The organism is Bernardetia sp. Wsw4-3y2 (assembly GCF_037126295.1).
GTDB lineage: Bacteria > Bacteroidota > Bacteroidia > Cytophagales > Bernardetiaceae > Bernardetia.
On record NZ_CP147017.1, the window covers coordinates 630,486 to 656,275 of the forward strand.

The following is a 25,790-nucleotide window of genomic DNA, read 5'->3' on the forward strand; positions in this document are numbered from 1 at the left end:
TTAGGAAGACAATCAATTTATTTTAAAATCAACCTACTTTCTCCCCAAGAATATACGCAATAATGATAAATCAAGCAGAATCTAGCATAAAAAACACAGAAAATAAAAATATAGAAAAAACCATCTTACGCTCCAAAATAGCTGATGAGCGTGGATATTATGGGCAATTTGGAGGCGCATATATTCCAGAAATGTTATATCCAAATATCGAAGAAATTCAGAAAGCCTATTATGCTCTACAATCTGATGAAGAATTTAAGAAGGAATTTCAATACCTATTAAGAGACTATGTAGGTAGACCTACACCTTTATACCTTGCTAAACGTTTGTCAGAAAAATATGGCGCAAAAATCTATTTAAAACGTGAAGACCTCAATCACACAGGCGCACACAAGGTAAATAATACTGTCGGACAAGTTCTTTTAGCTAAAAAATTAGGTAAAAATAAAATCGTAGCAGAAACAGGTGCAGGACAACATGGAGTAGCAACAGCAACAGTTTGCGCTCTAATGGGAATGGAATGTATCGTTTTTATGGGCGAAATAGATATTGAAAGACAGCAACCCAACGTAGCACGAATGAAAATGTTGGGTGCAGAAGTTCGTCCAGCTCTTTCAGGTAGCAAAACATTGAAAGATGCAACAAATGAAGCAATGCGTTATTGGATAAATAATCCAGTAGATACACATTATATTATTGGTTCTGTTGTTGGTCCTCATCCATATCCTGAAATGGTGGCTTGGTTTCAGTCTGTGATTAGTGAGGAAATGAGAAATCAACTTACAGAAAAAGAAGGAACACCTAACCCAGATTATGTCATTGCTTGCGTAGGTGGTGGAAGCAATGCAGCAGGAGCATTTTATCATTATATTGCCGAAAAAGATGTTCAACTTATTGGAGCAGAAGCAGCAGGAATGGGAATTTCTAGTGGAGAAACGGCTGCAACAATAGCTTGTGGAACATTAGGAGTTCTTCATGGAAGCAAAACACTTTTGATGCAAACCTTAGACGGACAAGTAGTAGAACCTTATTCTATTTCAGCAGGCTTGGATTATCCAGGTATTGGAGCGTTACACGCACATCTGGCAGATAGCAAGCGAGCAAAGTTTTATGCCGTTACAGATGATGAAGCGATGCAAGCAGGCAAAGAATTAGCTCTCTTAGAAGGAATTATTCCAGCTATAGAATCAGCTCATGCCTTAGCAGTCTTAAATAATTTGAAAGAAGACGATAAAGATTTTGATAAAAAAATAGTCATTATTAATCTTTCAGGTAGAGGAGATAAAGATTTGAGTACGTATGCGAAGTATTTGGATAAGTAAGGCTATTTTCTTGTTTTGATAAATAAACCCTAATTTTCTGTTTTATTAATACAGGGAATTAGGGTTTTTATATTTAATTTTAAGTTTCAAAATTCATTTTAAAATCTAAAAATTATGCTAAAAGAAAAACTTACTTTACAAGAATATTTATCACTTGGTTATATTTATCTGATTGTTTTGGGAATAATTAGTGATGTGATTTACTTTCGTTTTTTGGATGTAGATATTCTAAGTTATTCGGATATTTCGGATATTCTTTTGAGTCCTATAAATATTCTTACTAACAGTTTGTTATTATTTTCTGTATTTATTGTTGTAATTGTATTTTCCTATTTCTATGTAACAAAGTTTCTACCAAAGTTTCATCAAAAATATAGACTAAAAAAATGGTATAATTTAACAGGTAATATAGAAAAAGCTGATAAAGGAATTGATTCAATAAAAGAAAACAAAGGAATACCTTTTATATTTATGTTTGTATTCTGTATGTTTATAGGATTGGGAGTAGGGCGAGGGCAAAAAATAAGTAAGAGAATACAAACACAAGATATTGAAGCAAATTATAGTGTTACTTTTACGAATGATATGGTAAAAGAACTTTATGTAGTTGGGCAAAACAGTTCTTATTTATTTTATGTTTTGGAAGGCGAAAAACAAGTTTCAGTCTCAGCTATCAATCCGAATATAAAGATTATCAAAAAAATTGATAAGGAATAGAGTTAAAGACAGTTTATTTTTATTGATTACCATAATTTCTATTTAAACCTCTACAAAATCAAAAAATTATGTAGAGAGTTTTTTTTTGAGTAAATTTTGGGTAAAATAAAATATTATGAGTAATCAATGGAAAATAGACGAAGAACTAGCAAAAGAAGTCTATGCAAGAGTAGAAAATTATACTAAAGAAGAAAAACAAATTCTTTGGGATAAAATTAAAAATGAACTTCAAGAATACGATTCTTTTATAGGAACTATTTTTATAAAAGCTCCCTTTGGTGTTTTTTTGGATATTGGAAAAGAATTTCCTGCTTTGCTTAGATTACCAGCTATAAAAAATATATGTTTTGGAAAATATTCTGATTATATGGATGATAAAATTTATAATTTAGGCGAAAAATTAGAAGTCTATTTTGTGGGTATGAATGATGAGCCTGATAAGATAATTGTTACAGAATTTACAAAAGAACATATAGAAGCTAATAAAGATGATTTATTTTCATAAATAATGCACTGTTGCTTGTATGCTTATGAGCGACATAACTTTCTCTCGCCGTTGTTGGTGTCCCCACCAATGACATCATTTTCATTCAAAAAAAACACAAATCTATTTTTTACGTTCTTATTATATTAAAATAATTTTTTAACCTAAACCTATAAGGTTTTTAAAAACCTTATAGGTTTGATACATTTATATGGTCGGACTTACTTACGCAGCAAAAGCACTCACAGGCGCATTTGTGGGATATATCACAAACGATTTGGCAATTCAGATGCTTTTTAGAAAACGTTTTGGCTTGGGAGGAATTTTCCTAAAAACGCATCATGAATTTGTCTTGAATATCAGTAAACTCGTCGAACGTGATATTTTGAATCATAAAACGCTGCTGCCACAAGTAGAAAACGAAGAATTTAAAAAAGCACTTCAAAAAACAGTTCAAACCTATATTGAAACCAAACTAGCGAGTTCTGTTTCTGAAAATTTTACGCTGCAAGACATTCCTAAGTTTAAGGAAACAACAAACGTAATTAGAGAACAAGCAAAAAGTAATTTGCCTCAAATGCTAGAACCTTTTTTACTTCATCTTTCAAAAGAAACGACTTTAGGCGATGCTATTTCAGACGAGCAATGGCAAAGTGTAAGTAAAAATATTGTCAGCGAATTGATGGCTGGTGTTTCGGAATGGAGAAGTTTAGAAAAATTGGTGCGTGATTTTTCAGATGAGATTGGAAATGAATCTATTTCGTCTTTTATTCATCAAGATTTACAAAAAACGATTAAAGATGAATTGCATTTTTTGACTGCCGATTTACATCTTTTATTAGAAGCACAGCACAAAAAACCAATAGAAAATCTTATCAATCAGACTTTTGAAGAATTAGAAATTGAAGAACTGGTTACCAATCTAGCTGAACGAATTTCTAAAAAACGCTTACTAGATATTTTAGGAGAAGAAAAAGCACAGCATTTGGTAAAAGAAATTTTACAGCGTTTGCAATCCATTTTAGAAACCGAAGAAGGAATAAAAATTATTGATGTCTTTTCTGATTTCTTGATAAATACATTAGAAAAAGAAGAGAAAACAATTTTCGAACTCTTAGATGCAACTACAAAAGTAACTTTAGAAAAATTCTTTGCTCATCAGTTTCCTGCCATTTTGGTAAAAGTCATTGGTTGGCTCTATTCTCGCCAAAGAGAATTAGAAATTTTGATTGACCAAACCTTTACAAATAATGTAGAATCGGGCTTCAAGAATTGGCTTGTAAAAGTTTTTGTGGGAAGTATTAGCCAATCAACTGATATTATCGGAAAAGTAACTGGAATTATTGATTCGTATCGTCGCAATCCTGAACAGGTCGCAAAAGAACTTACCCAGCAAGTTGTCGAATATTTGGAAAGCAAAAGTATAGGCGAAATTGTATCAGGACTCAAAACCCAAAATACAGTTGTTTCTCTGACCAAAATTTTACGTAAAAATGTGGGCGATGCACTCAATCGTATGGATGTAATGCCACTAGCAAATCTATTTTTAGAAAAAGAAATTGGAGAATTTATTCCTACTGAAAAGCTAATTCCATTTTTGCTTGCTAATCTGAATAAATTTAGAAAAGATTCTGTTCAGACTCTTATTTTTAATCCTAAATTTTCTCAGCGTCTTACCAATGAACTCACAAAAAGGGTAGATAAAGTTTTAGAAACACCTTTAAATGAACTTATTGCAGCCGAACAGCGCAAAAAACTAGCTATCAATTTTGAAAAGTGGGCAGTAGAAAAGTCTCAAAATCATCATACCGAAATAGCTGAATTTCTTTCAAAACATATTTCGGCAAGAGTAAATGAGCAACCAATTAGTCGCCTTATTTCGGCAGACCAAATCGAAGAGTTAGCCATTGCACTTACAGAAAGAGCAGATTCATATACTATAGAATTTCTGAAAAATGTAGAAAATAATGAGGTCAAAAATTATTTAACTTCTTTAAAACAGTTTCCTAGTATTTCGGAAGATTTATCCAAAACGCTACACAAATTTTTAGTTCAAAATTTGGATACACTTGTTGAGGGGAGAATAGAAGAGGTTGTTCAGCTTAATTTGAGCCAACAATCGCCTGAAACTATCCGAACGATGGTAGAAAAATTTATGGGAAAAGAACTCAAACCAATTACAGCTTTGGGTGCACTTTGGGGTGGAATTGCTGGTGGTGCTTTGGCTGGAATGCCTGAAATTAATCATTTAGCATTGAAATATACTGTTCCTGCACTTGCGTATGGCGCAACTGGTTTGGGTACAAATTGGATTGCACTGCAAATGATTTTTAAACCTTACGAAAAAAAATATTTTCCTCTGACTGGAAAAACTGTTTCTGTTCCTCTTACTCCAGGGATTGTCATCAAAAATAGAGGTCGTTTTGCTGAGAATATGGGAAATTTTGTGGGTAATAAATTGATGAATGAAGAAGGTTTGAGAACTTCCTTTGATACAAATAAAGATAAAATTCTAAACGGTGCTAAAAATTGGATTCAGTCTGATAATTATGCCAAAATTTATGAATATACAGAAGATTATAAGGCTTTCATTGCTCAAAAAGGGGCTGGTTTGGGTTGGAATTTGGTAGAAAACTTCACAAAAGAAAATGATAAAAATACGATAAATCAAGAAAGTAAATTATCTAATTTATTAAAAAAAGGAATTCAGCCTTATCAGAAATTTACTTTAGAAGACATTGATACTTCTTCTTTCGAAAGTACCGTTTTAAAATATATTCAAGATGATTCGCTTTCTAGTTTGGTTTCAGAAACAGCTTTTGAGCAAATTAAAAGTTATTTAAAAAGCCACGAAACATTAGGCGATGCGCTGCCACAATCTGTAAGAACAGTTTTGTATGACAAAATCAAAAACTGGATTAGCTTAGAAATGGATTCGTTTTTTGAAAAAATAGATAGCGACGAGCAAATCAATTATTTAATAAAACAGCTTAATTCAGAATTTGCAGAAAAAGCAACTGAAAGAACTATTCAGAGTTATTTGAGTAAAAAACAAACTCGTAATTTAGAAACAAAATTATCAGATTATTTAGTTGAGCAGCTTCAAGATACCAAAACACAAGCAAAAGTATTTGAATTTATTGATAAACATATTTCGACAGAAATTGCTGATGAGAAAAAAATAGGTCAACTCTTCGATGGCTCTTTGCTTAGTCTTCTGACAAATAATATTGACTTTATTATTCAAAAAATGATAGAAACAGGCGCAGAATGGCTCACTTCCAATAGTGAAGAAGTGGCAAATCAAGTGTATGAAAAAGTCTATTCTGAGCAAAAAGCAGCTTTTATTTATAAAAAAGCAATCAAAAAAACAGCGAAAGAACTTGCCACAGAAGGAATTCCGAAATTTTTATTAAAAGAAATTGAAAGTGTAAACCGTTTGGTTCATAATGAAGTAGAACGAATTGGAGAAGTTTCTTTAGGAGAAGTAGGCATAAAACTCAATAATTCGTATTTAGAAAAAACAGTTTCTAATCTTTTAGGAAATGAAACGACTCAAAAAGCTGTGAGAGATTTGACAAATCAACTTTTGAATACTCTTTTTCAAACCAAAGTTTCAACATTTATTTCTGTTACTGATATTCATTCGCTAGAAGATTTACAAAACTTGCTTCAAACAGAATTAAAACTAGCAGGAAAACATCTAAGAACGCATTATTTTTCTCACAGAACACAGTTACAAGAAAAGCCAAATGAACTTATTATTGGTGTAATTGAATCTATCTTACAAAAAAATAGCTTCGAAAATCAAGAAAATAATTTGAGTTCGAATACAGCTTTATGGCAACGAATCGATAAAAATGCACTCAATCAAACCATTGAAAAAGTCAGTAAACAGATTTTAAATTCGGCTGCGCTAGATGCACAAGGACGAAGAGTGATAGCACTTTTATTTGAAAGAATAAAGAAAATTCCTGCTGATGAGTTTGTAGATTGGCAGATTTTGGAACAAGATCTTGCAAAAGCTATTCAAAAACAGCTAGACGAACCCAAAAACAAACAGCTTTTTGAGGAAGCCTTATCTCATTTTATCCAAAAAAATCTTCTTCCAACACTCAAAAATATTCCAAACGAAAGCAAAGATTTTGTAGTTGAGCTTTTATTGAATGCAGGTTTGGAGGCTTTACAAGAAGAGTTACCTCATATTTTAGCTTCTATTCCGATAAAAGACATTGTTATTGCCGAAGTTTCGCAGATGCCACCAAAAGAAATAGAAGCCTTATTTAATTCTTTTGCTAAGAAATATTTTGACAGACTTGTTCAGTATGGTTTTGGTTTTGGGATGGTGTTTGGTTTTACGTTGGATTTTCTTTTAGAACTTGGATTGGATTATGTGGAGAAATAAAGAAAACATATTATTTGTAGATTAAAAGACTTGCCTTTGACCTTATAAACATTAGATTTTATCTGTAAATGTTTTTGTTAAAGGCAAGCCTTTAACCTACATTAATATTATAACTTGCTATACAGAATGAAAAACAAAAACTATAGAAAACCTATTATACGAGCTAGATGGTGGGATTATGGTTGGAATGGAGCATACTTTATCACCATTTGCACCAAAAATAAAGAGCATTTCTTTGGAGAAATAAAAAATAAAAAAATGTATCTTTCTCATGTTGGAGTAATTGTAGATGTGCTTTGGCATCAACTTCCAATGTATAGACCTTATTTAGAATTAGAAGAGTTTGTGATAATGCCAAACCATTTGCACGCAATAATTACTATAGACAAACCTGTAGAAACAGAGTTAATCGAAGAACTGCAAAATAATGATTTTACGACAGGGCGTTTTCAAAATCAAGGAAAAGATACTATTTCATCTATCATTGGAGGTTTTAAATCTGGTGTTACCAAAAATGTCAATCGTTTAGGGTTAGAATCTGCTTGGCAAATTCGTTTTTATGACCATATTATTAGAAATGAAAAGTCATATCAACAAATTGCAAATTATATTCAAAAAAATATTGAAAATTGGGAAGATGATAGATTTTTTACACCATAAAATGTATTACTTGTAGGTCAAATGGCTTGCCTTTGACTTGATAAATATTGATTACTTTATATTATTTTGTTAAAGGCAAGCCTTTAACCTACCAAACCACACAAATAATGAAAAATAAATATTCAGCAAAAGATATTAAATCACTCTTTACCTTTCAACTATTTAAGCAAATTTACTATGTATTTTGTTAAACTGAATAATGAACTAATTGGCACAACTAAACTTGAAAATGCTGATGTTTCTATGGGAATGGTTTATGGAGAAATCCACTTCATAAATAACGTGAACTCGGGTTTTAACTAATTGACTTTCAGTGTTTTATTTACTTATTTCAGTTATTTTTGTCAAAAAAGGCTAAAAAAGGTTATTTTTGAATAGCTCTACTCAACTTTAACCTCTTTAGCCTTATGTTTGACAAAACTATAAAATTCGACGAAGACCACCTAATTGGTATTTTTTATTTAGTAGATGAGTTCTGTTTACAAGCTCAATCTTATGTATCTAGTAAATGGGTGGGAACAAAAAGCAGTTCCACTTTCACCCCTTCTCCTACTCGTGTTCCCCAGTTATCAGCTAGTGAAATAATGACTATTTTAGTATATTATAATTACTCAGGTTATAAGAATTTTCAATACTAGTATCAACGTTTTGTGTGTAACGATTTAGTCCCTTATTTTCCTAAACTTTGCTCCTATAACCGATTTTTAGAATTAATAAAAAGAGTAAGTTTACCTATGTATGTACTCGCCAAACTCCTGTGTGCTAAAAGTGAAGAAACAGGTACTTACTTCATTGATTCTAAGAAAATAGTTGTTTCTGATAATCGTCGTATTCACTCTCATAAAGTGTTCAAAGACATTGCAAAACGAGGAAAAGGGTCAATGGGGTGGTTTTTTGGATTTAAACTTCACTTAGTCATCAATCATTTAGGAGAAGTAATGGCTTTTGAAATTACAGCAGCAAATAAGGCTGATAATAACCACGATCTACTCAAAAATTTATTAAAAAATTTGAAAGGAAATTGCTTTGGTGATAAAGGGTATTTGACAAAACTTTGGGAACAACTCTATGAAAAGGGAATTAAAATGATAACTAAAACAAAAAAAAATATGAAGAATCAACTCATCACATTGAAAGAAAAATACACACTTAGAAAAAGAGCCATTATTGAATCTGTAAATGATATTTTAATTTCCGTTTTTGACGTAGAACATTCTAGACATAGGAAGCCTATAAACGCATTTACGCATATGGCAGCTACAATAGTAGCTTATCATTTCTACCCAAAAAAACCTAGAATATTTGTACCTAAATAATACCGAGTTCACGTTAAATTAAAAACTCTATAAATTTGATAGCTTTTTCTTTTTGCTACACAATCCAAAAAAAAGTCCCATTCATTAGTAGTCAAATAGAAAGTCCTTTTTTGATGTGGTGTAGCCTTACAGTCAATATAATGTACAACATTTCTATTGTTATCTAAAATTTCAAAATCATGATGCTGGTAGCTTTCATTGAAACTTCGTGTGTCAGAATTATAATTTAACCATTTTACTATATGTGAAGGATATAATTTTTGGAGTATGTCATATAAATATGCTTCGCTCCGTTCTTTAATCTCTGTAAGATAGTCACCATCTTCTAATAGTGTAACATCTGTGCTATCTCTATCTGAAAAGTTTTGCAGTTTAGCTATCATGGCTTTTAATCGCTCTACCTCATTTTGTAAATCTACTACTTTTTTACTTTCCGATTCTGTAGAGATAGTCTTAGTCGCAACTGTTGTTTCTGAAACTATTATGCTTGATTTAAAAAATAATCAAGAGAATCAGCAAATTAAAGACTTGGAAAGAAGGCTAAAACTACCATTAACAGATAATGATTCAATTAATAGTGATGATATAAGAATTATTGGAGAGTTTGACTTGCTAATTTATATATATATTAAGTCAGTAAAAGAAACAGCATCTTCATTTGATCGTAATATTATTGGAAAGAAAGTATCAAGTTTATTTCCTAGACCAAAAGAATTAGAAGAAAAAGATCCTAAACAAAATGAATTAAATACTATGATAGTAAAACTTTTTTTATATAGTTATTATAGAGTGTACTTTAAGCAAATTAATTTTAAAATTCTTATTCTACCTCTCTGTTCTGTGATACACAAGAACACTAACAAATAAAAAAACTACTGTGGCAAATTAAACCTATAAGGTTTTCAGAAACCTTATAGGTTTGTTTATTCAAATTCTAGTTCTTCTTTTAATGCTGCTGTGTGTTCTTTATGAAATTATTGAAAGGCTTTTTTGTCTCCAAACCAATCTAATACTTCATCTCTCTTTATTTTGGTAGATTTTTGTGATACAAAAGCATCGTAAGACGAATATATCCATTCATCAGTAGTTTTACAAAATTTGTGGTGGACAGGATTTTGATGAATGTAGTTGATAAGCGTAGTATAATAGCTTTCTTCTCTTACAGCTTTGCGTTTGGTAAAATCTAAGAAAAGTGCGCCCTTTCGTTGGTATTTTATGTTATAAGATTTAGCATAGCTATTCAAAAAATTGCTAAGGTGTTGCATTACTAGCTTGTGTGTGTCTCCTTTGTATTTTGGAAGTTTAGCAAGTTCGCTTTCCTCTTTTATACGCACTAAAAAATGAAAGTGATTGGGCATCAAACAATAACAATAGGTTTCCCAAACTGGACTCATATAATGACTATAACGTTTGAGAAAATACCGAAAATTATCATCATTGCGAAAAAGATTTTCGCTTCCCACACCATGATTGAAAACGTGATAAAATGTATCAGCTTCGAAAGCATCTTGATATTTCATTTCTAAAAATAAAAAATAAATAGCAAATAAACCTATAAGGTTTCTGAAAACCTTATAGGTTTGGAAATAATACTACTGCGCCAAATTAAACCTTACCTGCACACCAAACGCTGTATTATATCTTGGAAAGGAATTACTAAGACGTGGTTTATTAATTGCTCTATCAAAATAAGCTGTCAAGTTCACACGCTTATTGACCATATAGGCAAGTGTTGGTTTGAACTGTAAATTGAAATTTCCACCTGTAAAATCGCTGTCTTGTGTTCCGTCAGTGTCTATTTTGCGCTGAATCACTTTTGTATCTCTAAGCGTTACAGCACAACGGAACGTCAAATCGTTTTTCAAAACTACATCAGTAAACGGAATTTTCACGCCTTTTCTGACAAAACCAACATCAAAAACAAAATCATTATTTTTCTGTTCGGCAAGTTGAGAGTTTGAAAGATTTAAAGATAAAGTACGGTCTTTATTGAAATTGAAACGGAAGGTAATATCATTATTTGTACGAATATTAATTCCGATAAGTGGACTAAAACGCTCACTAATACTCACTTGATTGACAACAAAAACAGGTTGTAAATTTCCAGTTTCTGGGTCAATTAGGTCTGCCAAAGGAACATTGTATTCCGTTATTCCCAAATTCAGATAGGAGAAATCATACAAAAGTGAAGATGTATAACTTCCAACTGCGTACGTAGATTGATAACCATGAGTAATGCTAATAGAACGGAAACGGTCTTTGAAAATCCCCAAATTAGTCAAGCCATTGTATGTCAAACGCCAATTTGGTAATGGAATTTTTGGAAATTCTGAAGTCGTATTTCTACCTGAATAGGCTGATAAAAAGGCAGGAATCAAAACATCTTGCGAACCAATATCATAGTCTCCTGCTTGATTTTCGGCATCTAAAGCACTTTTTACAGTCGCTCTATTGGCTATAAAGTCATCAAACAAAGGAGAGTTTCCAAACTCATCATCTTTTGAAAAAGCAGTTGATAAACTAAAATATGAAATATTATAGTTACCAGTTCTTACAGCAGTTTCAGAAACATAATCATCACTAAAAGGATCGTAACGCAGCACTTCCGAATAATTTGCACCTTGTGTTCGTTGTCCTTCTATCTGTAACTGAAAATCTTTCAACGGTTCAATATCCATACGAATACTTAGCGTTTTGGCTTGGTCTTGAACAATCGGATTTGTTTGTGATTGTGACCTTGATAGATAACCATTATTTGCCATATCCAAAATATTATCTCGGCTCTGACTTCCCAAAACAAACGGCACACCAGGGGCAGCAAAATTTTGGTCTAATCCAAAATATTTTGGTGTAGTCAAAAGATTTGGAAGCATGGTATTTCCATTGACAGAATAATTAATTGTTATTCGTTTGACAGATAAAAGTGCTTTTACTGCACCTTCTCCAACTCCACCACCAGAAGAACTTCCTTTTTTGCCTTTTTGCTTTTCCATTTCAGCCTTTAGCTTTTCTTGAATACGAAGCTGCTTTTTGTCTAGTTTGGCAACTTTTCTATCATATTTTTCATTGATTTTTTCTTGCTTTGAAGAATCTATTTGAGCAATCATTACAGAATCAATAAAAACAGAATCTACCAATCTATCTAGTTTGATATTACGAATTTTATTTTTTCGTTCTTTTTTATCTCTAAATTTCTTAATTCTATATTCCAAACGTTTTTGCTTTGGCGATTCGGTCGGACGAGAAGTAGCATTATTTTGATTATCTCTGCCTTGTCGTTTTGGCGCAGTTACTTCTCTCAAATACGGACTTTTATTATACAATTTTTGCATATCAATTTGTCCATTTATCAAAAACTGATTGCTACTCCTTGCCATATTTCCAAGTGTATCAGCTATACCAACAGCATTTGCCGTCCATGTATAATTGGAAGAACGACGAACATCTGCATTCAAGAAATCTATTGCAGGAAATTTATCTAAAGGAATACGATAATTCAGTGTGGTAGCTTGTGTAAAATACTTCATTCTACCCAAAGATTGAATATTTGACCAAACAGAATCTCGTTTTTCTTGTGTATTGAGTTCGCCTGCTGGCTCATCAATAATTGCCGAAGCTGTCGCATTATAATCTGCTAACAAACTTTTGGTGAAATTCCATTGAACCGTATAATTTCTATCAAAGAAAAATGACTTTTGAAAGAATGGTAAAACTCCATCTGTTGTCAACTGAGCATTTCGATATTGAGTTTTGGCAAAACGTCTGTTTACCTGTCCTGCAACTGTAATATTATTTGGTAAATAATTGAAATTAAAATCCCTGATAAATTTAAGATAAGGAGCATTTAATAATTCATTTTTCTTAAATGGCTCAAATGGTTTTACATCAAATCCATAATTATAGACTAAGCCTACTTTGGTTTCTCGTAGTTCATCGGTTGCTAGTCTGATATTTGTTCGTTTCGAATCGGTATAAGAAACTGAAGCAGCAAAGTTTTCGATATCCCAAAAATCTTCTTTTGCATCTGGATTTACTCTCTGTTTTCGAATATTGGTTAAGTTTATACTTCGCCTTGTGAGTCTATCTTGGACTAAATTTCTATAATCTCGTCTTGCATTTTCATTATCAAAAGAAGTTTCTAAAGAACGTTCTAATCGAATATCTGGATCAAGAGGATTGAAAAGTGGTGTTACTCGTGTCTGTTCGAAACCTACAAATAAAGGAAGTGCAATTCCCAAACGATTCAAAAATATTTTATCTAATTGCGTAGCAGCCGAAACATCATAAAATAAATTTGTTTCTCTTGAACGATCAGAAATTCGGTCTTGAATTCCTCCAAAAAATGGCGTACTGTATCGTAGTGCTGCATTTACAGTGGCAAAATCTGCTAATTGTGTTTGTAGTTGTAAGTTTGTAGCCCAACCACCTTCTTTATTAAAATCGGTTACACGGAGTTCATTTGCCCACACACAAACTGATTTTGGCTGTTCGTCTGCTGTTTTTGGATTCCGAATTCCTATCATAATAAGCTGAACACTACTCAAATCTGGATTACCTACAACCCTAAGTTTATACTTTTCAAAAATTCGCTCATACGGAACTCTTACACTAAGTCCACTTGCATTACGTTCTGTTTTGGTATCGTAAAGTGCATCAAAAGGCAAATCAATTTCATTTTCTTGTAACCAAATTTGATTTGGAAGAGAAGAACCTGCTGCTGACATTTTTAAAGGAACTTCAATTTCATAGTAATTTTCTTTAAAATCTGTTCCTAAACGTAAAAATGCTGTAACTTCTCCGTCATTTGCTGTTGCACTATTTGCGTGCAAAAACATTTTCAAACGCTTATAAAAAACAAAGTCATAAATAATATTTTTATAGGCTGCACGGCTATCTCCATCTTGTAAATCTTCTACACAAAGCTGTAAAGATTGTTCATTCAGACGAGCTTGAGTAATTGAAGTTGGGTCAGTATCACGCTGAAAATTCGGAGGAACAGAATATGAAATTCCATTCGAATTTGCTCCTGCATCACTTCCATTTTCTTCAATATTAACAGTAGAAATAATAAACTGAGGGTCGTAAGGCTCAACAGGACGAGCTAAACCTTCATCTTGCAATGACGCAAAATAAGGTCTCCATTGCGCTCCTACAAACTGAAAATGTGCCATACGCATCACCACAGGTTGTTCCCAATCTGTCATAAACAAACGAATAAAACGAATAGACTTAAAGCCATCAATACTTCCAATTTTATCATCAAATTCACGAATCGGAATACGGAATTGATACCATTTCACTCTATCGCCATTTCGCTCAACAGTTACCTCATCAACTACATATTTGTTATTTTCTAATTGATTGGGTCTCAAATCTACCTCATATTGATAATACCCATCTAAGTCTGAAAGTGTATTATCTCTATTCAAATCTTCATTGTCTGGTAATGTTGTCGAAGAAGCTGTACCTGCATTTTCAGGCGAATTTCCTTCTGTTCCATTAAAATCAAAATAACGTCCTAGAATTTTTCTATTGGCATCATCTTGGTCTCCTCCCAAATAATATCTAAAGTTATCTTTTGATGGATCGGCTTGTAAACGCTGAAAAGCTGCTGCACTCAAACGAGGTTGAACGGCTGCTAAGTAATCTCTAAATTGAAAACGCTCGTCTTCATCGCTAAGTCCATCAAGTCCAACATCTTGTTTAGCTCTTGCTCCATCTTCTGCTGAGAAAGCATCTGTCAAATATTGTTGATTGGTTACTTTTCCCCAAATAGTTTCTTCTACATCGTTCAAATCTGCATCAGTGACAGGCAAACCGTTTTCAAAACCGTGTCTTCTGTCAGGAATTACATCTTCTGAGATATTTCCTAAGTTGATATAAAATTTTCCTCCTGTTGTATTCGAAACTCCTGCACCGTCTGGCGTTTCTACTCGTCCATTCTGACCTTGAATAAATGGATCCATTAACCAAAATTCGATATATTGAATATTTATATTATCAAAATCGACATTGTAAGTAATTCCTTTGGAGATGGCTGCAAAGTTTTCTTTTGGATTGCGAAGTGTTCCATCTACATTTAGTTCTGGATTATAATTATACTGTCCTGGATAAGAAGGATAATAAGCCAAATCAAAAGTAATTTCGGGTGGATTGATTTGCTGATTATCACGCTGCTGGAAAATTTCATTAAATTCAACTTGACGAACATAATGGTTTTCCTTGTCTTGGTCAGTAATATTATCAGGAACTTGACTTGCCAAACCACCTGTAAAAAATGCTGTTACATCTACTGTATGCCATGAGAGCTTAGCTCTTTTATAAGAATAATTGAGACCATCAAAACCTGTTTCTGGACGGAAAAGTCTTGGTGTACTTCCCAACTTCCACGTAACAGGCTGACGAGTAAGGTCATACGGAATTTCACTACTTTCAAAATCATCTACATAGGAAGCTGCTTCTCCTCCATTTCGTTTAATAACATTATTTTCTCCTGGGATAAGCTGTGCATATTCTCCTCTAAACGTAATTGTCGATTTTTCTTTTGTATCAAGCCCTGGAATTGCATCTATCATTCTTGTCAAAAACCCTGATTCTTTCTGAATACTTGCTGTTGCACCTATCATTGTATTTCTGACAGGTTCTAAACCTGTTGTAACACGAGTGATAATAGGACGTTCATTTAAGTGTAAAAGTGTAGCTGAAAATTTAACATCTTTATTCAAAATATATTCGGCATCAAGCCCCATAATATTTCGCTGCTGAACACTAAATAAATCGGCTCTTTCATACTGAATGGTAATATCTTTTCCAGAAGCCAACACTCCTTCATTCAAAATACGAACTCTACCAAACTGATAATCAACAGTATAGTCTGCGCCTTCTGAAAGCATAACCGAACCTGCCCGAACCATAACTGAGCCTTCCGAAATATTAATTCCTGGTAAAACAACTTCATTTCCTCCTGCACTTTGGTACGAACCTTTCAAGAAATATTTACTCTTATTGGCATACAAAACGGCATCAGCTTGTGTACCGTCATAAAGTTCATTAAAGACATATTTATCAATGAATTGCACTTCAGAAATAGGGTCGAAATAAGTAAGAAGTTTATCTCCAAATGGCTCAACAACTGGGAAAATAATTCTTGCTTGGTCAGACTGAACAGTAATATTTTCTAAAAAATCAAAATTTCCATCTACTTGTGGGTCAAGATTTGGATTCAATCTATCCATATTGGTCAATTGAACTAAGGGAACATCTTCAGTTCTTAAACCTTCATGTAAACTTGGATTATCAATTCCTGTAATGTCATCACGATAAATAACTTGAAGTTGAAAGTTTTCTGGACGTAATTGTGTGGCTTGTAAGGAATAAATATTTTTCATCATTAAATCCCACAAAGGCAAATCAGTTCTGATGGTTGGAGGACTTAATAATTTCATAAAAATAGCTGCATTTGCATCTCTATTTTGGTAGTCTTCTGTCATTTCTCCCACTTTGAAAACTTGTCCATTGTAGGTGTATTCGTATGCAACAGCCAAAATTTCATCATTTCTAAGGGGTTGTTGTAATGAAATATAACCTAATTGTGGGTGGAAAGTAAACTCATTATTGCTTAATTTTCTTGCTGAGCGAAGGAAAGAATAATCTGTTCCGTTTTCAAGATTGAAAGCACCACTTTCTAAGATTTGTGTTAATTGGTCTGGTGTTCTTGTAAGGTCTTTTACTTGTTGAAATAAATTATTTGCACCATTTCTAGCTGCTCCTCCTATTCCATTAAATCGTTCTCTGTATGGCGCACCTTCTCCCAAATCCATAAAACCAATAATGTTTCGCAGTGTTTGTGTATCATTATTTCGATTGGTTACATATACCTCAACACGAGTAATATTGACTCCTGAAACAACACTTGGAACAGCACGCAAAGCCTCTTCATAGTTATCTCTAAAAAATTGTCCTAAGAAAAAGTGTTGATTAGCTTCATATTGGTCTGCACGAATTTCGAATTCTTTTCCCTGCGCCCCATTTCTAATGGTAATACTTTCAGAAACTCCTCTTTGATTTGCAATAAGTGTATTGAGCCATAATCTACCAAAACGAAGACGAGTAGTTACACCCATTAGATTCTGACTTCCTGTAATAAGTGTATTGGTAGTATTCAAACTCACATTTCCAAACTGAACTTGCTGAACAATATCTTCCTCATAACCTGTATATCCTTGATTAAAACGATTTTCGAATTGAAAAGCTGCTTTTGTATCAAAGTTTGCATTGAGTTGCATTTTTTCGCCTAGCTTTCCTAAAATTGAAAACTGAATACGTTGGTCAAAATTAATTCCTCCATTGCGTTGCTGGCGAACAGGAATTTGTGGATTATCGATTCTTTGCCATTTTCCTCCAAAATCTAAAAGAACTGAACCTGTTGGCTGGATTTCAATTTTATCTCCTCCCAAAACTCTTCCCAAACCAGAAGGTAAAGCCACTTCAATTTTGGGAACTTTACTGGTTTCGGCTGCTTGTTCATTGCTTTCTTCTTGTATTTTTTCTTTATAATAAGCTACGTCATCGTAATAGGTTTTGAGCTTTGTGTAATCTTCAACTGAAATTCTACCCAAAGGTGTGTAAGAATTAGGTCCATCACGACGTAAAACATCATAAAATTCTCCTGTATCATCTAATCGGTAGACAGCATCAAGACTTCTTGGGTCTGGAAGTTGTAAAAGTGGCGACGACAAATCAGGCTCTAACATCGGATTTTGAGTTTCTCCTTCAGTAGTGCTTGATTTTATTTGTTGGTCATAAAATAGAAGTGAATCTATATTATTTACTACCGTCGTATCTTGGGCAAAAACACTATTTACAGAGGAGTAAAAAACAGAAATACCACCAAAAATAAATAGCAATGTTATACTATGAATAAGAAAACGAAAATATATAAAATTTGCAGAACGCAAACTATAAACGGATTGGGCGAAATGGGTTCGCTGCATAAGTAATTGTATCTAAAAGAGTTATCGTATTTTATCGTATTGATTCTATTCAATTTTATAGTTTGAAATAGAATTTCTATTTAATCATATTTTTCAAATCCATCATCAGTGAGTACACCAACAACTTTCAGAATAAAAGGCATTGATAAATAATAAGCCAATTACAAAATTAGCATTTTAGAATTTAAAACAAACTAAATTCAAATTTTGGTAGCTAGATAATATTAGACCAATGTATTTATGAAGAGCAACTAAAATAATTAAATAGAAAAGTAGATTTTTTTCATAGAGGAATTAACAGGCTTTGATATACTTCTTGAAGGGATAATTTTTGTATTTATGGGGTAGTTATTCTGAACTTATACATATCTTTTTTAGATGTTATCAAAAGAAATCAAGGAAAGAGAATACAAATATTCTCAAAAAAATAGAGATTTCAAAATTGTTCTCTAATTTTGAAGAGTTAAATGTAATTTTTGTTTATTCCAATTAGACCAGATACAGAAATAAGTAATAAGAGGTAATATTCAAAAAGATAAATAATTATTCTTATGAAAATAAGTAATTGTTTCTTAAATTAGTAACTTGTAGAGCTTAAAATACAACGTATTATTCCACTTATTTTTTTTATTCCAAATTTTTTGAGGTTACTATGAAAAAATGGCTTCTATTGCTATTTTTTTGGTTTATTATATTCCCCTTTTTATTTGCTCAATCAGAGACAGCAGATGAAGAGTGGAACAAAACACAGTTGATTTTTCTTTCTTCGCCAAAAGATATAACACCATACGAAAAGCTCTCTGATTTAATCAGTGAAGGAAATGAAAAGTTAAATCAAAAAAGAATCAATTCCTTACAAGAAAAAATAAAGGAAACAACCCCAATGGCTATAAAAATCTATAGTCATTGGCTAGAAGGAGATTTTTATGAAAACATTGGAAAGCGAGGACTTTCATTAGAGCGAAATCTGAGAGCATATAAACTAGCCAAAGATAATAATTTACTCAAAGAAAGAGCTTTTTCAGCCAAGTTTTTGGCTAGTAATTATATTCGGCTTGGTTTGGAAGAACAAGCCATTATTTATGCCTTAGATGCTTCACAGATTTTTACAAAGATAGATGATAAAGTAAATAAAGTAGTTTTGCTCTATACAATTGGAGATATTTATTTTCAGGTGGAAAATTATCAGGAAGCTATAAAAAATTATAACTACGGATATAATTATGCTATTAAAAATAATTTTGTGTGGGAACAACGCTATATAGCTAATAATTTGGGGGTGGCGTATAGAGAAATCCAAAAATTAGACTCTTCACTTTATTATTATAATATTGCCAAACAAGTCGCTAAACAGACACAAGATACAATTGCCTTGGCTTTGGCTTCTGGAAATATTGGCGAAATTTTTTATAAAAAGAAAAATTATGAGCAGGCTGTTTTCTTATTAGAAGAAGATGTTCGTTTGAGTAGCCAATATAAAAACTGGGGGAGTGCAGCTAATGCTTTGGTTTTGTTAGGAAGAATATATAGAGAGAAAGAAAATATTTCTCAATCTAGTGTGTACTTAGATAATGCTTATAAGATTGCTTCAAAAAATAACTTACGTAAAACAATTGCTTCTATTTATGAGGAACAAGCTAAATTATTTGTAAAAAAAGATAGTTTTCAAACAGCTCTTTATTTAGAACGACAAGCAAAGTCAATTCTTGATTCTATTACACACCGTGAAATAGCTATTAATTTAGCAGCCGTACAATCAGCTTTTGAGAATGGACAAGCACTAACACAAGTAAAAATATTGGAACAAGAGAATAAAAACAAACAAATAACAATTTGGACAACTACAATAGGGCTTTTTGCAGCCATATTTTTCCTCACACTCTTATTATATCAAAATCAACAAAAAAAGCAACTCAATAAAAAATTACTTGAAAAAAATAAAGAAACAGCAGACCAAAACACTCAACTTATTACCCAAAAAGAAAAAATTGCTGCTCTTAATTTAAAACTTAATGATAAAGTAGAAAAAAGGACACAAGAATTAGAAAGAAGTATAGAAAACTTAGCTGATGTAAGACACGAATTAGATAGTTTTATGTATAGAGCTTCACATGATTTACGTGCGCCTTTAGTGCGTTTGGAAGGATTAAATAATCTTTTAAAGATGTCTACAAAAGGGTTAGAAAATGATGAGAATATGCAATCTATTTACGAAGTTCATACCTACATAGAATTATTTGATGCCACTTTAAAGCAAATGGATACTATGCTTCGAAGGTTGATGCAACTTCATGACCTTATAGAAGAAGAATCTTATTTTACAGAGATAGATGATTTGTACTTATTTGTAGAAGAAGCAAAAACAGCTGCTTATGATTATGCACCTAATGGAATATCTATAAAAGCAACAATTGAAACCCATGCGCCATTTATTACAGATAAAAAATGGCTGCGTTTGATTATAATTAATCTACTTCGAAATTCTCTTATTTATTATAATATGAATACTAAACCTATTGTAGAATTATTTATTAAAGTAGAAAAAGAACAAGTTTTGATAGAAGTAAGTGATAATGGAGAAGGAATATCTGCTGATTTATTGAGTTCTATTTTTAATATGTTTGTTCGCTCTTCGGAACGTTCAATAGGAAGTGGTTTAGGACTTTATCTTGTCAAAAAAGCTGTTAATAAATTAGAAGGAAGTGTTTTTTGTAACTCTACTCCTTTTGTACAAACTACTTTTTCGGTTTATATTCCAAATCAAAATAAGGTAAGTGTAAATTCTAAAAAAGGAAATGATTTAAACGAGATTTTTGTTTTTGCTTAGGAATTATTGCCTTACTTTATTTCAAATATACTATTCATCTTTTAGATACAACTATCCTAAATTACTTCATCAATCAAATACATAGTAAGTTAAGAATTTCAAAACAAATTTTTATTTTATAAAAAATCATCTAGTTTGTTTACTATCCTCCTCTTTCAAAGCCAAAATATCTTTAGCAAGTTGTTTCATTTCTAAAGGAAGTGTTCCATTATAAATCCCTCTGATGCGTTTGTTTTGGTCAACTAAAATAAAATGTTCGGTGTGTAAAAATTCGGTACTGTCTTTGGTAAAACCGATGTCTTCTTCTGCAAAATAAGATTTTCTAGCTAAATCATAAATAGTAGCTTTATCGCCTGTCAGAAAGTGCCAATTCTTATTTCTTATCTCTTTTCGTTCTGTGTAGGCTTTCAAAACGTGGGGTTTGTCTATCCAAGGCGTAACTGAAAAAGATAGAAAAACTACATTTTCATCATCTAAAAATTGCTCTTCGACTATTTTCATATTTTCTGTCATCATCGGACAAATACTTCCACAATAAGTAAAAATAAAATTTGCTACATGAGTTTTTCCTTCAATCACTTTTTCAGAAATAAGTAAACTATCTTGATTGAGAAATGAAAAATTAGAAATTTTATGAGGAATTTTTAAATCAATTTCTGCTTTATTATCTAAAAAAATAGGGGTAAAATCAGGCGTGTTGTAATAGGGTAAATTGATATTTTGAGTAGAGTTAGTATTTTCTTCTTGCTTATTTTTCTCTTTATTCTGACAAGAAATAAAAAACAAACTACCTCCTAGTAATAACATTAAAAACACTATCTGAAACATTTTGACAGTTTTTTGTGCCAAGTAATCCATATCGCCTTCCATCTTTGATAACATAATTTGCTTTAATTTTTCCATTGTCATACCAAATTTTTTGAGAACCTTGTTCTTGTCCCAACTGATAATTCATATCTTTTACCAACATACCATCAATTGTCCATTCTCTATTATTTCCTTCATAAACATCATTTTTGAGATGATAAAGAAACTTTTTTTGTCCATTTTTATAAAAACCAATATGTTCCCCTTCTTTCTTTCCATTAGTAAAAAAACGCTTTTCTTTCAAAATATGGTTTGGATAATAGTGAAACCAATATCCATTTTCTTTTCCATTCGAATAATTTTCAATCTTCAATGTATCTGTTGAATTGGGATACAAATAATAAATCATTCCTGAGAAAATAGAATCATTGATATAGAGGAAACCTTGCTTTGACTTTATAGATTTGATATTCTTGCCTTCTGCATCAATTTTTCTATCAGAAAAAATCTTTTCTGTAAGGGAAACAGAATTAACTGACACAGAATTTTGGCAAGAAAAAATCAACAAGGATAAATTCAATAGTATGACAAAAAAGAAAAAAGGAAATTTCAAATTAAACATAAAATTTTACTGTGTAACCGTTCCAGCCGTTCCATAAAAACCATTTCCATTGATATACGGAGCTGCATCTGTAATATGATAATGATAAATTCCGTTTGGAAAATCTTCTGTTGTGTGAGTATGTCCGTGAAACTCATCTAAATCCGAATTATCAACAGCAACACCATTTTCAATAACTCCATAAACAGGAAACCCATCTAAAAGAAAGCCTAAAAGTGCATCTTTACCTTTTGCAGCCGTCAAGAAAAGAGGTTCTACATGATAATGATACATACTCGTTCCTGTTGGGTGTCCATTGTACTGGTCAAAAGAATTTATTTCACTTGTCAGAGGTTGATTATTTGGTCCTGCATATTGATTGAAAAAGGCTACTCCATTCAAAGAAACTCCCATTATTCCCAAAGGAGTTGCTGCATTATTGCTTGCTTTTACAGGATTTAAAGGGATTTTGAAAGTAAGATTAAAGGAAGCAATCTTATTTGGATTTTGATTCCAATTTGGATTTGTGCCATTATATTCTTCGTATTTAGAAGCATCTGTATAATAGGGTGATGTATGGTCAGGTGTTCCATTAGTTTTGATAACTACAAACTCTCCTTCCAAATAAATATCTGATGCTCCATATATTTTTTTATAGACACTTGGAACTTCTGTTATTTCTGTGTCAGTATTATCATCTGGCTCAGTTTCGTCTTTTTTGCAAGAAGAAAATGTAAAAAATAAAGCTAGAGAAAATAAAAAAATAGCTTTAGAAAGAAATTGAAGATTTAACTTTGAATAGTTCATAAAAAAAAGGTTTTGGTAGTAAAATAAGTAAGAATTTAATATTTTTTCTCACTTAGATACTACTAAAACCCAAAGGTTTAATTCAAAACTTTAAAAACGTTAAAGGAACTATTTTATGGAAACATAAAATTTATACTTTCAAATCTCCTTCTTCACTCAAATCAGGTTCATTTCCAGTAACTGCACCCACACCCATTTTTAAAATCGAAACAAGTTTTCCGTGTTTAGTGTCCCAATAATGTGCTTCTTGAGGTCTGATTTCGATAGCTGTCAAATTTGGGTCATCTACTCCATCAAACCAATTATCGTCAGTAGATTGATACAATTCTTTCAAAATTGCTTTATCTTTTGTAATGACAGCCTGACCATAAACGGTCATAAATTCCATATTTTTTGGTTGTGAATAAATAAGTTGCGCTCGTCCTTCCTTTCTGATGTCTGCATTGTGGTCGCTATCTTGTCCACTCAAAAACCAAATAGAACCATTGTCATCTACTTTTTTTGTACTCATAGGAATAGTATGAAAAGGTTCAGATTTCAAATCTGTTGCTAACATGGCAAAATCAATTGACTTTGCGAGTTCTTTAATTTTTGCTTTTGCTTCGTTATTATACAAATTATTGACACTCATAATCTTAAAATTGAGGTAAAAAATAAAAGTTAGAAAAATAAGATAGTACAATTGTACCATCTAAATCTCTAACTTTTTTTGTGTCAATAATGTTTGTTTAGAAGTGCTATTTTAGTATAAAGTAAGATTTGAAAACCCTAATTTATGGCAAATTACCATTTTTACTTCTGCTTGGTAGAAAGCCATTTTTTACGTTCTTCTATTTGTTTGGAGTTGGTATCATTTGCATTCAAATATACAAGTGAACGATAAGGAATTTGAGTAGGCAAAACTTCTACCACATGTTTTTTACCAAATCTTTCAAAGGTAACAGTCGCCTTTTTTCCTTCTTCTAAAGTAGGAATAACTTCTCTATAATCATTTATTGAAGTAATCATTTTGTCATTGATACTTATCAAAATATCGCCTTTTTCTAATCCTGCATTATAAAACGGAGAATCAAAAAGCATATAATTTGAAATGACTGCTTTTGTTGATTCTTTTTTATCTTCATCAATGATGTCAAGTCCTAATTTTCCAAACCACATTTTACCTTTTTGATTGAGTTGATTGTCTATAGCAACAGTAGCTAAAAGCTCATTATAATTTGGTAATTCGTGTCCCAAAATATATCTTTTGAAAAACTGCTCTGAGAATTCTTTGTCTTTTATTACTTCATAGAGCATATTTTGAAGGTCTGCCATAGTATAAGGCTTTTCAGGTTTTCCAAACTGTTTCCACATTGCCTGCATATATTCATCAAGTCCTTTATCAAAACGTTTTCTCATTTCCATATCTAAAGCCAAACCGATGACTGCGCCATACGGATAATAAGAAATAAATGTATTATGATGAGAAAGTGGATCATTTGCCGTTGCTGCATCAGCAAAAGCTGCTTGTTGGCTCATCTGTGCAGGAGAATGAAAATTATGACCTGGTGAATTCAAAACATAATTTAATTGTCCGTTCATTAAATCTGCAAACATAGCATCATCGACAAGACCAGCACGACGCATAACTACATACGTGTAATAAGTCGTAAAACCTTCTCCAAACCAAAGTTCAGAAGACATATTTGTACTAGAAAAATCAAATGGCTCTAATGATTGTGGTCTTAAACGTTCGATGTTCCAAGCATGAATAAACTCGTGAGCAACTGTAAACAAATGTTGAAAATCTAATTTTTCAGATTCAGTAATGATGGTAGAATTTCGGTGTTCCATTCCATCGCCATGTGCTGTTGGCTGATAATTCAACAGGAAAGTATACGTTCCATAATCAAAAGTAGGAGCTTCGCCAAAAAGAGCAATTTCTTCTCTTACAATTTTCTTGATATTTTCTACAAATTCATTTGCTTCTTGGTCTGTTGTTTCTGTGCCTGTTTTATTTAAGGCAACTCTAAAGTTTTGATTGTCTTCTTTCCATTCACTCCAAAATAAATTTCCTATCAAAACAGGAGAATCTAACAAATAATAATAATTGGGTGCAGAAAAAGTAGAATCATTGATTTGTGGTAACTGTGTTGCAACTGTCCATTTATCAGTATTTTTATCTTGAAAATTGTTGTTTTGAGGCAATGAGAAAGTAACTTGTATTGTCTTAGCTGATTTATTTTCCTTAGCTCTTCTGATAGAAGCATCTTTATCAAAGTTTTCATTATAAAAATTATCAACCAATAAATAAGTAGCAGGAGCATTTAAATGTGCTTGAATGGTATTAATTCCTGAATAAGTACCATCTGCATAATCTGCAAAAAGTGTATATTCAACTTTCATATTATCAGTCGGTTTCATTACATTCCATTGATAAGGCGAAACACGAGTTACCTCTAATTTATTTCCTTTTGCATCAAAAGCGTTTACAGAATAGACATTTTTAGCAAACTCATGAAGCGCATAACGTCCTGCCGAACTTCTACTCATACGCAATTTTAAAAACTCTTCTTTTGGAACTTTAGGAATAGACAAAGTAACTTTTGCTTCGTGATGCACACGATTAGAAAAATCAAAATGATAAGCTACTTTTGTAGTGTTATTAATTTTATCTTGCGCTTGAATGCACGAGATATTCAAACTAAAAAGTAAAAAAACAGCTAAGAAAAACTGTTTTTTGTTTTTTTTGAGGGAATGTAAAGACATGTTTTTGGGTTTGTATTATATGTCTGGTTCAAGCGTCGACGTTTGAACTAAGAATTAAATTACAAAGATACCGTTTTGAAAATCAGTTTACAATTCTAAAAAA

At 32.0% G+C, this 25,790-nt stretch carries 18 protein-coding genes; 10 read left to right on the plus strand and 8 right to left on the minus strand.

Annotation, left to right across the window (positions count from 1 at the left end; all coding sequences use genetic code 11):
- The first annotated feature begins 191 nt into the window (after positions 1 to 191).
- The 8 genes from trpB (at position 192) to V9L05_RS02520 (ending at position 8,904) form a co-directional block, all read left to right on the plus strand.
- Positions 192 to 1,322 carry a tryptophan synthase subunit beta gene (gene trpB / locus V9L05_RS02485; RefSeq protein WP_338815407.1) on the plus strand — a complete coding sequence of 377 codons (1,131 nt, stop codon included), beginning with the start codon at positions 192 to 194 and terminating at the stop codon, positions 1,320 to 1,322.
- 114 nt (positions 1,323 to 1,436) lie between these two features.
- Complete coding sequence (locus V9L05_RS02490) at positions 1,437 to 2,039, plus strand: hypothetical protein (RefSeq protein ID WP_338814254.1); 603 nt, start codon at positions 1,437 to 1,439, stop codon at positions 2,037 to 2,039.
- Between the two features lie 115 nt (positions 2,040 to 2,154).
- The gene (locus V9L05_RS02495; protein WP_338814255.1) at positions 2,155 to 2,544 is read left to right on the plus strand and encodes a hypothetical protein; all 390 of its coding nucleotides are present in this window, start codon (positions 2,155 to 2,157) and stop codon (positions 2,542 to 2,544) included.
- 190 nt (positions 2,545 to 2,734) lie between these two features.
- Complete coding sequence (locus tag V9L05_RS02500) at positions 2,735 to 6,928, plus strand: DUF445 family protein (RefSeq protein WP_338814256.1); 4,194 nt, start codon at positions 2,735 to 2,737, stop codon at positions 6,926 to 6,928.
- Between the two features lie 126 nt (positions 6,929 to 7,054).
- The gene (locus tag V9L05_RS02505; protein ID WP_338814257.1) at positions 7,055 to 7,588 is read left to right on the plus strand and encodes a transposase; all 534 of its coding nucleotides are present in this window, start codon (positions 7,055 to 7,057) and stop codon (positions 7,586 to 7,588) included.
- A 177-nt stretch (positions 7,589 to 7,765) separates the two neighbouring features.
- A complete protein-coding gene (locus V9L05_RS02510) occupies positions 7,766 to 7,891 on the plus strand; it encodes a hypothetical protein (protein ID WP_338814258.1) in 126 nt (41 codons plus the stop codon).
- A 104-nt stretch (positions 7,892 to 7,995) separates the two neighbouring features.
- A complete protein-coding gene (locus tag V9L05_RS02515) occupies positions 7,996 to 8,226 on the plus strand; it encodes a hypothetical protein (RefSeq protein ID WP_338814259.1) in 231 nt (76 codons plus the stop codon).
- Between the two features lie 12 nt (positions 8,227 to 8,238).
- On the plus strand, positions 8,239 to 8,904 hold the full coding sequence (locus V9L05_RS02520; RefSeq protein ID WP_338814260.1) for an IS982 family transposase: 666 nt from the start codon (positions 8,239 to 8,241) through the stop codon (positions 8,902 to 8,904).
- Between the two features lie 8 nt (positions 8,905 to 8,912).
- Here the strand turns inward: V9L05_RS02520 and V9L05_RS02525 are convergent, their stop codons facing one another.
- The gene (locus tag V9L05_RS02525; protein ID WP_338814261.1) at positions 8,913 to 9,287 is read right to left on the minus strand and encodes a DUF3883 domain-containing protein; all 375 of its coding nucleotides are present in this window, start codon (positions 9,285 to 9,287) and stop codon (positions 8,913 to 8,915) included.
- Between V9L05_RS02525 and V9L05_RS02530 the strand changes: the two genes are divergently transcribed.
- Positions 9,286 to 9,771 (plus strand): hypothetical protein, encoded by a 486-nt coding sequence (locus tag V9L05_RS02530; RefSeq protein ID WP_338814262.1) that lies wholly within the window; start codon positions 9,286 to 9,288, stop codon positions 9,769 to 9,771. The two genes, V9L05_RS02525 and V9L05_RS02530, sit on opposite strands and share 2 nt — an antisense overlap.
- Positions 9,772 to 9,878: 107 nt before the next feature.
- Here V9L05_RS02530 and V9L05_RS02535 read toward each other — a convergent pair whose 3' ends face one another.
- Together V9L05_RS02535 and sprA are read right to left on the minus strand one after the other, a co-directional pair.
- A complete protein-coding gene (locus V9L05_RS02535; protein WP_338814263.1) occupies positions 9,879 to 10,424 on the minus strand; it encodes a hypothetical protein in 546 nt (181 codons plus the stop codon).
- A gap of 72 nt (positions 10,425 to 10,496) precedes the next feature.
- On the minus strand, positions 10,497 to 17,897 hold the full coding sequence (gene sprA, locus V9L05_RS02540) for a cell surface protein SprA (protein ID WP_338814264.1): 7,401 nt from the start codon (positions 17,895 to 17,897) through the stop codon (positions 10,497 to 10,499).
- A 652-nt stretch (positions 17,898 to 18,549) separates the two neighbouring features.
- Here sprA and V9L05_RS02545 point away from each other — a divergent pair.
- On the plus strand, positions 18,550 to 20,724 hold the full coding sequence (locus tag V9L05_RS02545; RefSeq protein ID WP_338814265.1) for a tetratricopeptide repeat-containing sensor histidine kinase: 2,175 nt from the start codon (positions 18,550 to 18,552) through the stop codon (positions 20,722 to 20,724).
- A gap of 126 nt (positions 20,725 to 20,850) precedes the next feature.
- Here the strand turns inward: V9L05_RS02545 and V9L05_RS02550 are convergent, their stop codons facing one another.
- The 5 genes from V9L05_RS02550 to V9L05_RS02570 all read right to left on the minus strand — a co-directional run bounded on the left by V9L05_RS02550 (position 20,851) and on the right by V9L05_RS02570 (position 25,687).
- Positions 20,851 to 21,627: an SCO family protein gene (locus tag V9L05_RS02550; RefSeq protein WP_338814266.1), complete on the minus strand. Its 777-nt coding sequence runs from the start codon at positions 21,625 to 21,627 to the stop codon at positions 20,851 to 20,853.
- The gene (locus tag V9L05_RS02555; protein WP_338814267.1) at positions 21,512 to 22,072 is read right to left on the minus strand and encodes a toxin-antitoxin system YwqK family antitoxin; all 561 of its coding nucleotides are present in this window, start codon (positions 22,070 to 22,072) and stop codon (positions 21,512 to 21,514) included. The genes V9L05_RS02550 and V9L05_RS02555 overlap by 116 nt, the downstream gene beginning before the upstream one ends.
- A gap of 87 nt (positions 22,073 to 22,159) precedes the next feature.
- A complete protein-coding gene (locus V9L05_RS02560; RefSeq protein ID WP_338814268.1) occupies positions 22,160 to 22,939 on the minus strand; it encodes a YHYH protein in 780 nt (259 codons plus the stop codon).
- A 130-nt stretch (positions 22,940 to 23,069) separates the two neighbouring features.
- Positions 23,070 to 23,570 (minus strand): pyridoxamine 5'-phosphate oxidase family protein, encoded by a 501-nt coding sequence (locus V9L05_RS02565; RefSeq protein ID WP_338790487.1) that lies wholly within the window; start codon positions 23,568 to 23,570, stop codon positions 23,070 to 23,072.
- Between the two features lie 161 nt (positions 23,571 to 23,731).
- On the minus strand, positions 23,732 to 25,687 hold the full coding sequence (locus V9L05_RS02570; protein ID WP_338814269.1) for a PDZ domain-containing protein: 1,956 nt from the start codon (positions 25,685 to 25,687) through the stop codon (positions 23,732 to 23,734).
- Positions 25,688 to 25,790 lie beyond the last annotated feature (103 nt).

What these genes read in the sequence shown, in the direction of transcription:
- trpB (WP_338815407.1), top strand. Translation starts at nt 192, where the DNA reads ATGTTATATCCAAATATCGAAGAAATTCAGAAAGCCTATTATGCTCTA.
- V9L05_RS02490 (WP_338814254.1), top strand. Translation starts at nt 1,437, where the DNA reads ATGCTAAAAGAAAAACTTACTTTACAAGAATATTTATCACTTGGTTAT.
- V9L05_RS02495 (WP_338814255.1), top strand. Translation starts at nt 2,155, where the DNA reads ATGAGTAATCAATGGAAAATAGACGAAGAACTAGCAAAAGAAGTCTAT.
- V9L05_RS02500 (WP_338814256.1), top strand. Translation starts at nt 2,735, where the DNA reads ATGGTCGGACTTACTTACGCAGCAAAAGCACTCACAGGCGCATTTGTG.
- V9L05_RS02505 (WP_338814257.1), top strand. Translation starts at nt 7,055, where the DNA reads ATGAAAAACAAAAACTATAGAAAACCTATTATACGAGCTAGATGGTGG.
- V9L05_RS02510 (WP_338814258.1), top strand. Translation starts at nt 7,766, where the DNA reads ATGTATTTTGTTAAACTGAATAATGAACTAATTGGCACAACTAAACTT.
- V9L05_RS02515 (WP_338814259.1), top strand. Translation starts at nt 7,996, where the DNA reads ATGTTTGACAAAACTATAAAATTCGACGAAGACCACCTAATTGGTATT.
- V9L05_RS02530 (WP_338814262.1), top strand. Translation starts at nt 9,286, where the DNA reads ATGGCTTTTAATCGCTCTACCTCATTTTGTAAATCTACTACTTTTTTA.
- V9L05_RS02525 (WP_338814261.1), bottom strand. Translation starts at nt 9,287, where the DNA reads ATGATAGCTAAACTGCAAAACTTTTCAGATAGAGATAGCACAGATGTT.
- V9L05_RS02535 (WP_338814263.1), bottom strand. Translation starts at nt 10,424, where the DNA reads ATGAAATATCAAGATGCTTTCGAAGCTGATACATTTTATCACGTTTTC.
- sprA (WP_338814264.1), bottom strand. Translation starts at nt 17,897, where the DNA reads ATGCAGCGAACCCATTTCGCCCAATCCGTTTATAGTTTGCGTTCTGCA.
- V9L05_RS02545 (WP_338814265.1), top strand. Translation starts at nt 18,550, where the DNA reads ATGAAAAAATGGCTTCTATTGCTATTTTTTTGGTTTATTATATTCCCC.
- V9L05_RS02550 (WP_338814266.1), bottom strand. Translation starts at nt 21,627, where the DNA reads ATGGAAAAATTAAAGCAAATTATGTTATCAAAGATGGAAGGCGATATG.
- V9L05_RS02560 (WP_338814268.1), bottom strand. Translation starts at nt 22,939, where the DNA reads ATGAACTATTCAAAGTTAAATCTTCAATTTCTTTCTAAAGCTATTTTT.
- V9L05_RS02565 (WP_338790487.1), bottom strand. Translation starts at nt 23,570, where the DNA reads ATGAGTGTCAATAATTTGTATAATAACGAAGCAAAAGCAAAAATTAAA.
- V9L05_RS02570 (WP_338814269.1), bottom strand. Translation starts at nt 25,687, where the DNA reads ATGTCTTTACATTCCCTCAAAAAAAACAAAAAACAGTTTTTCTTAGCT.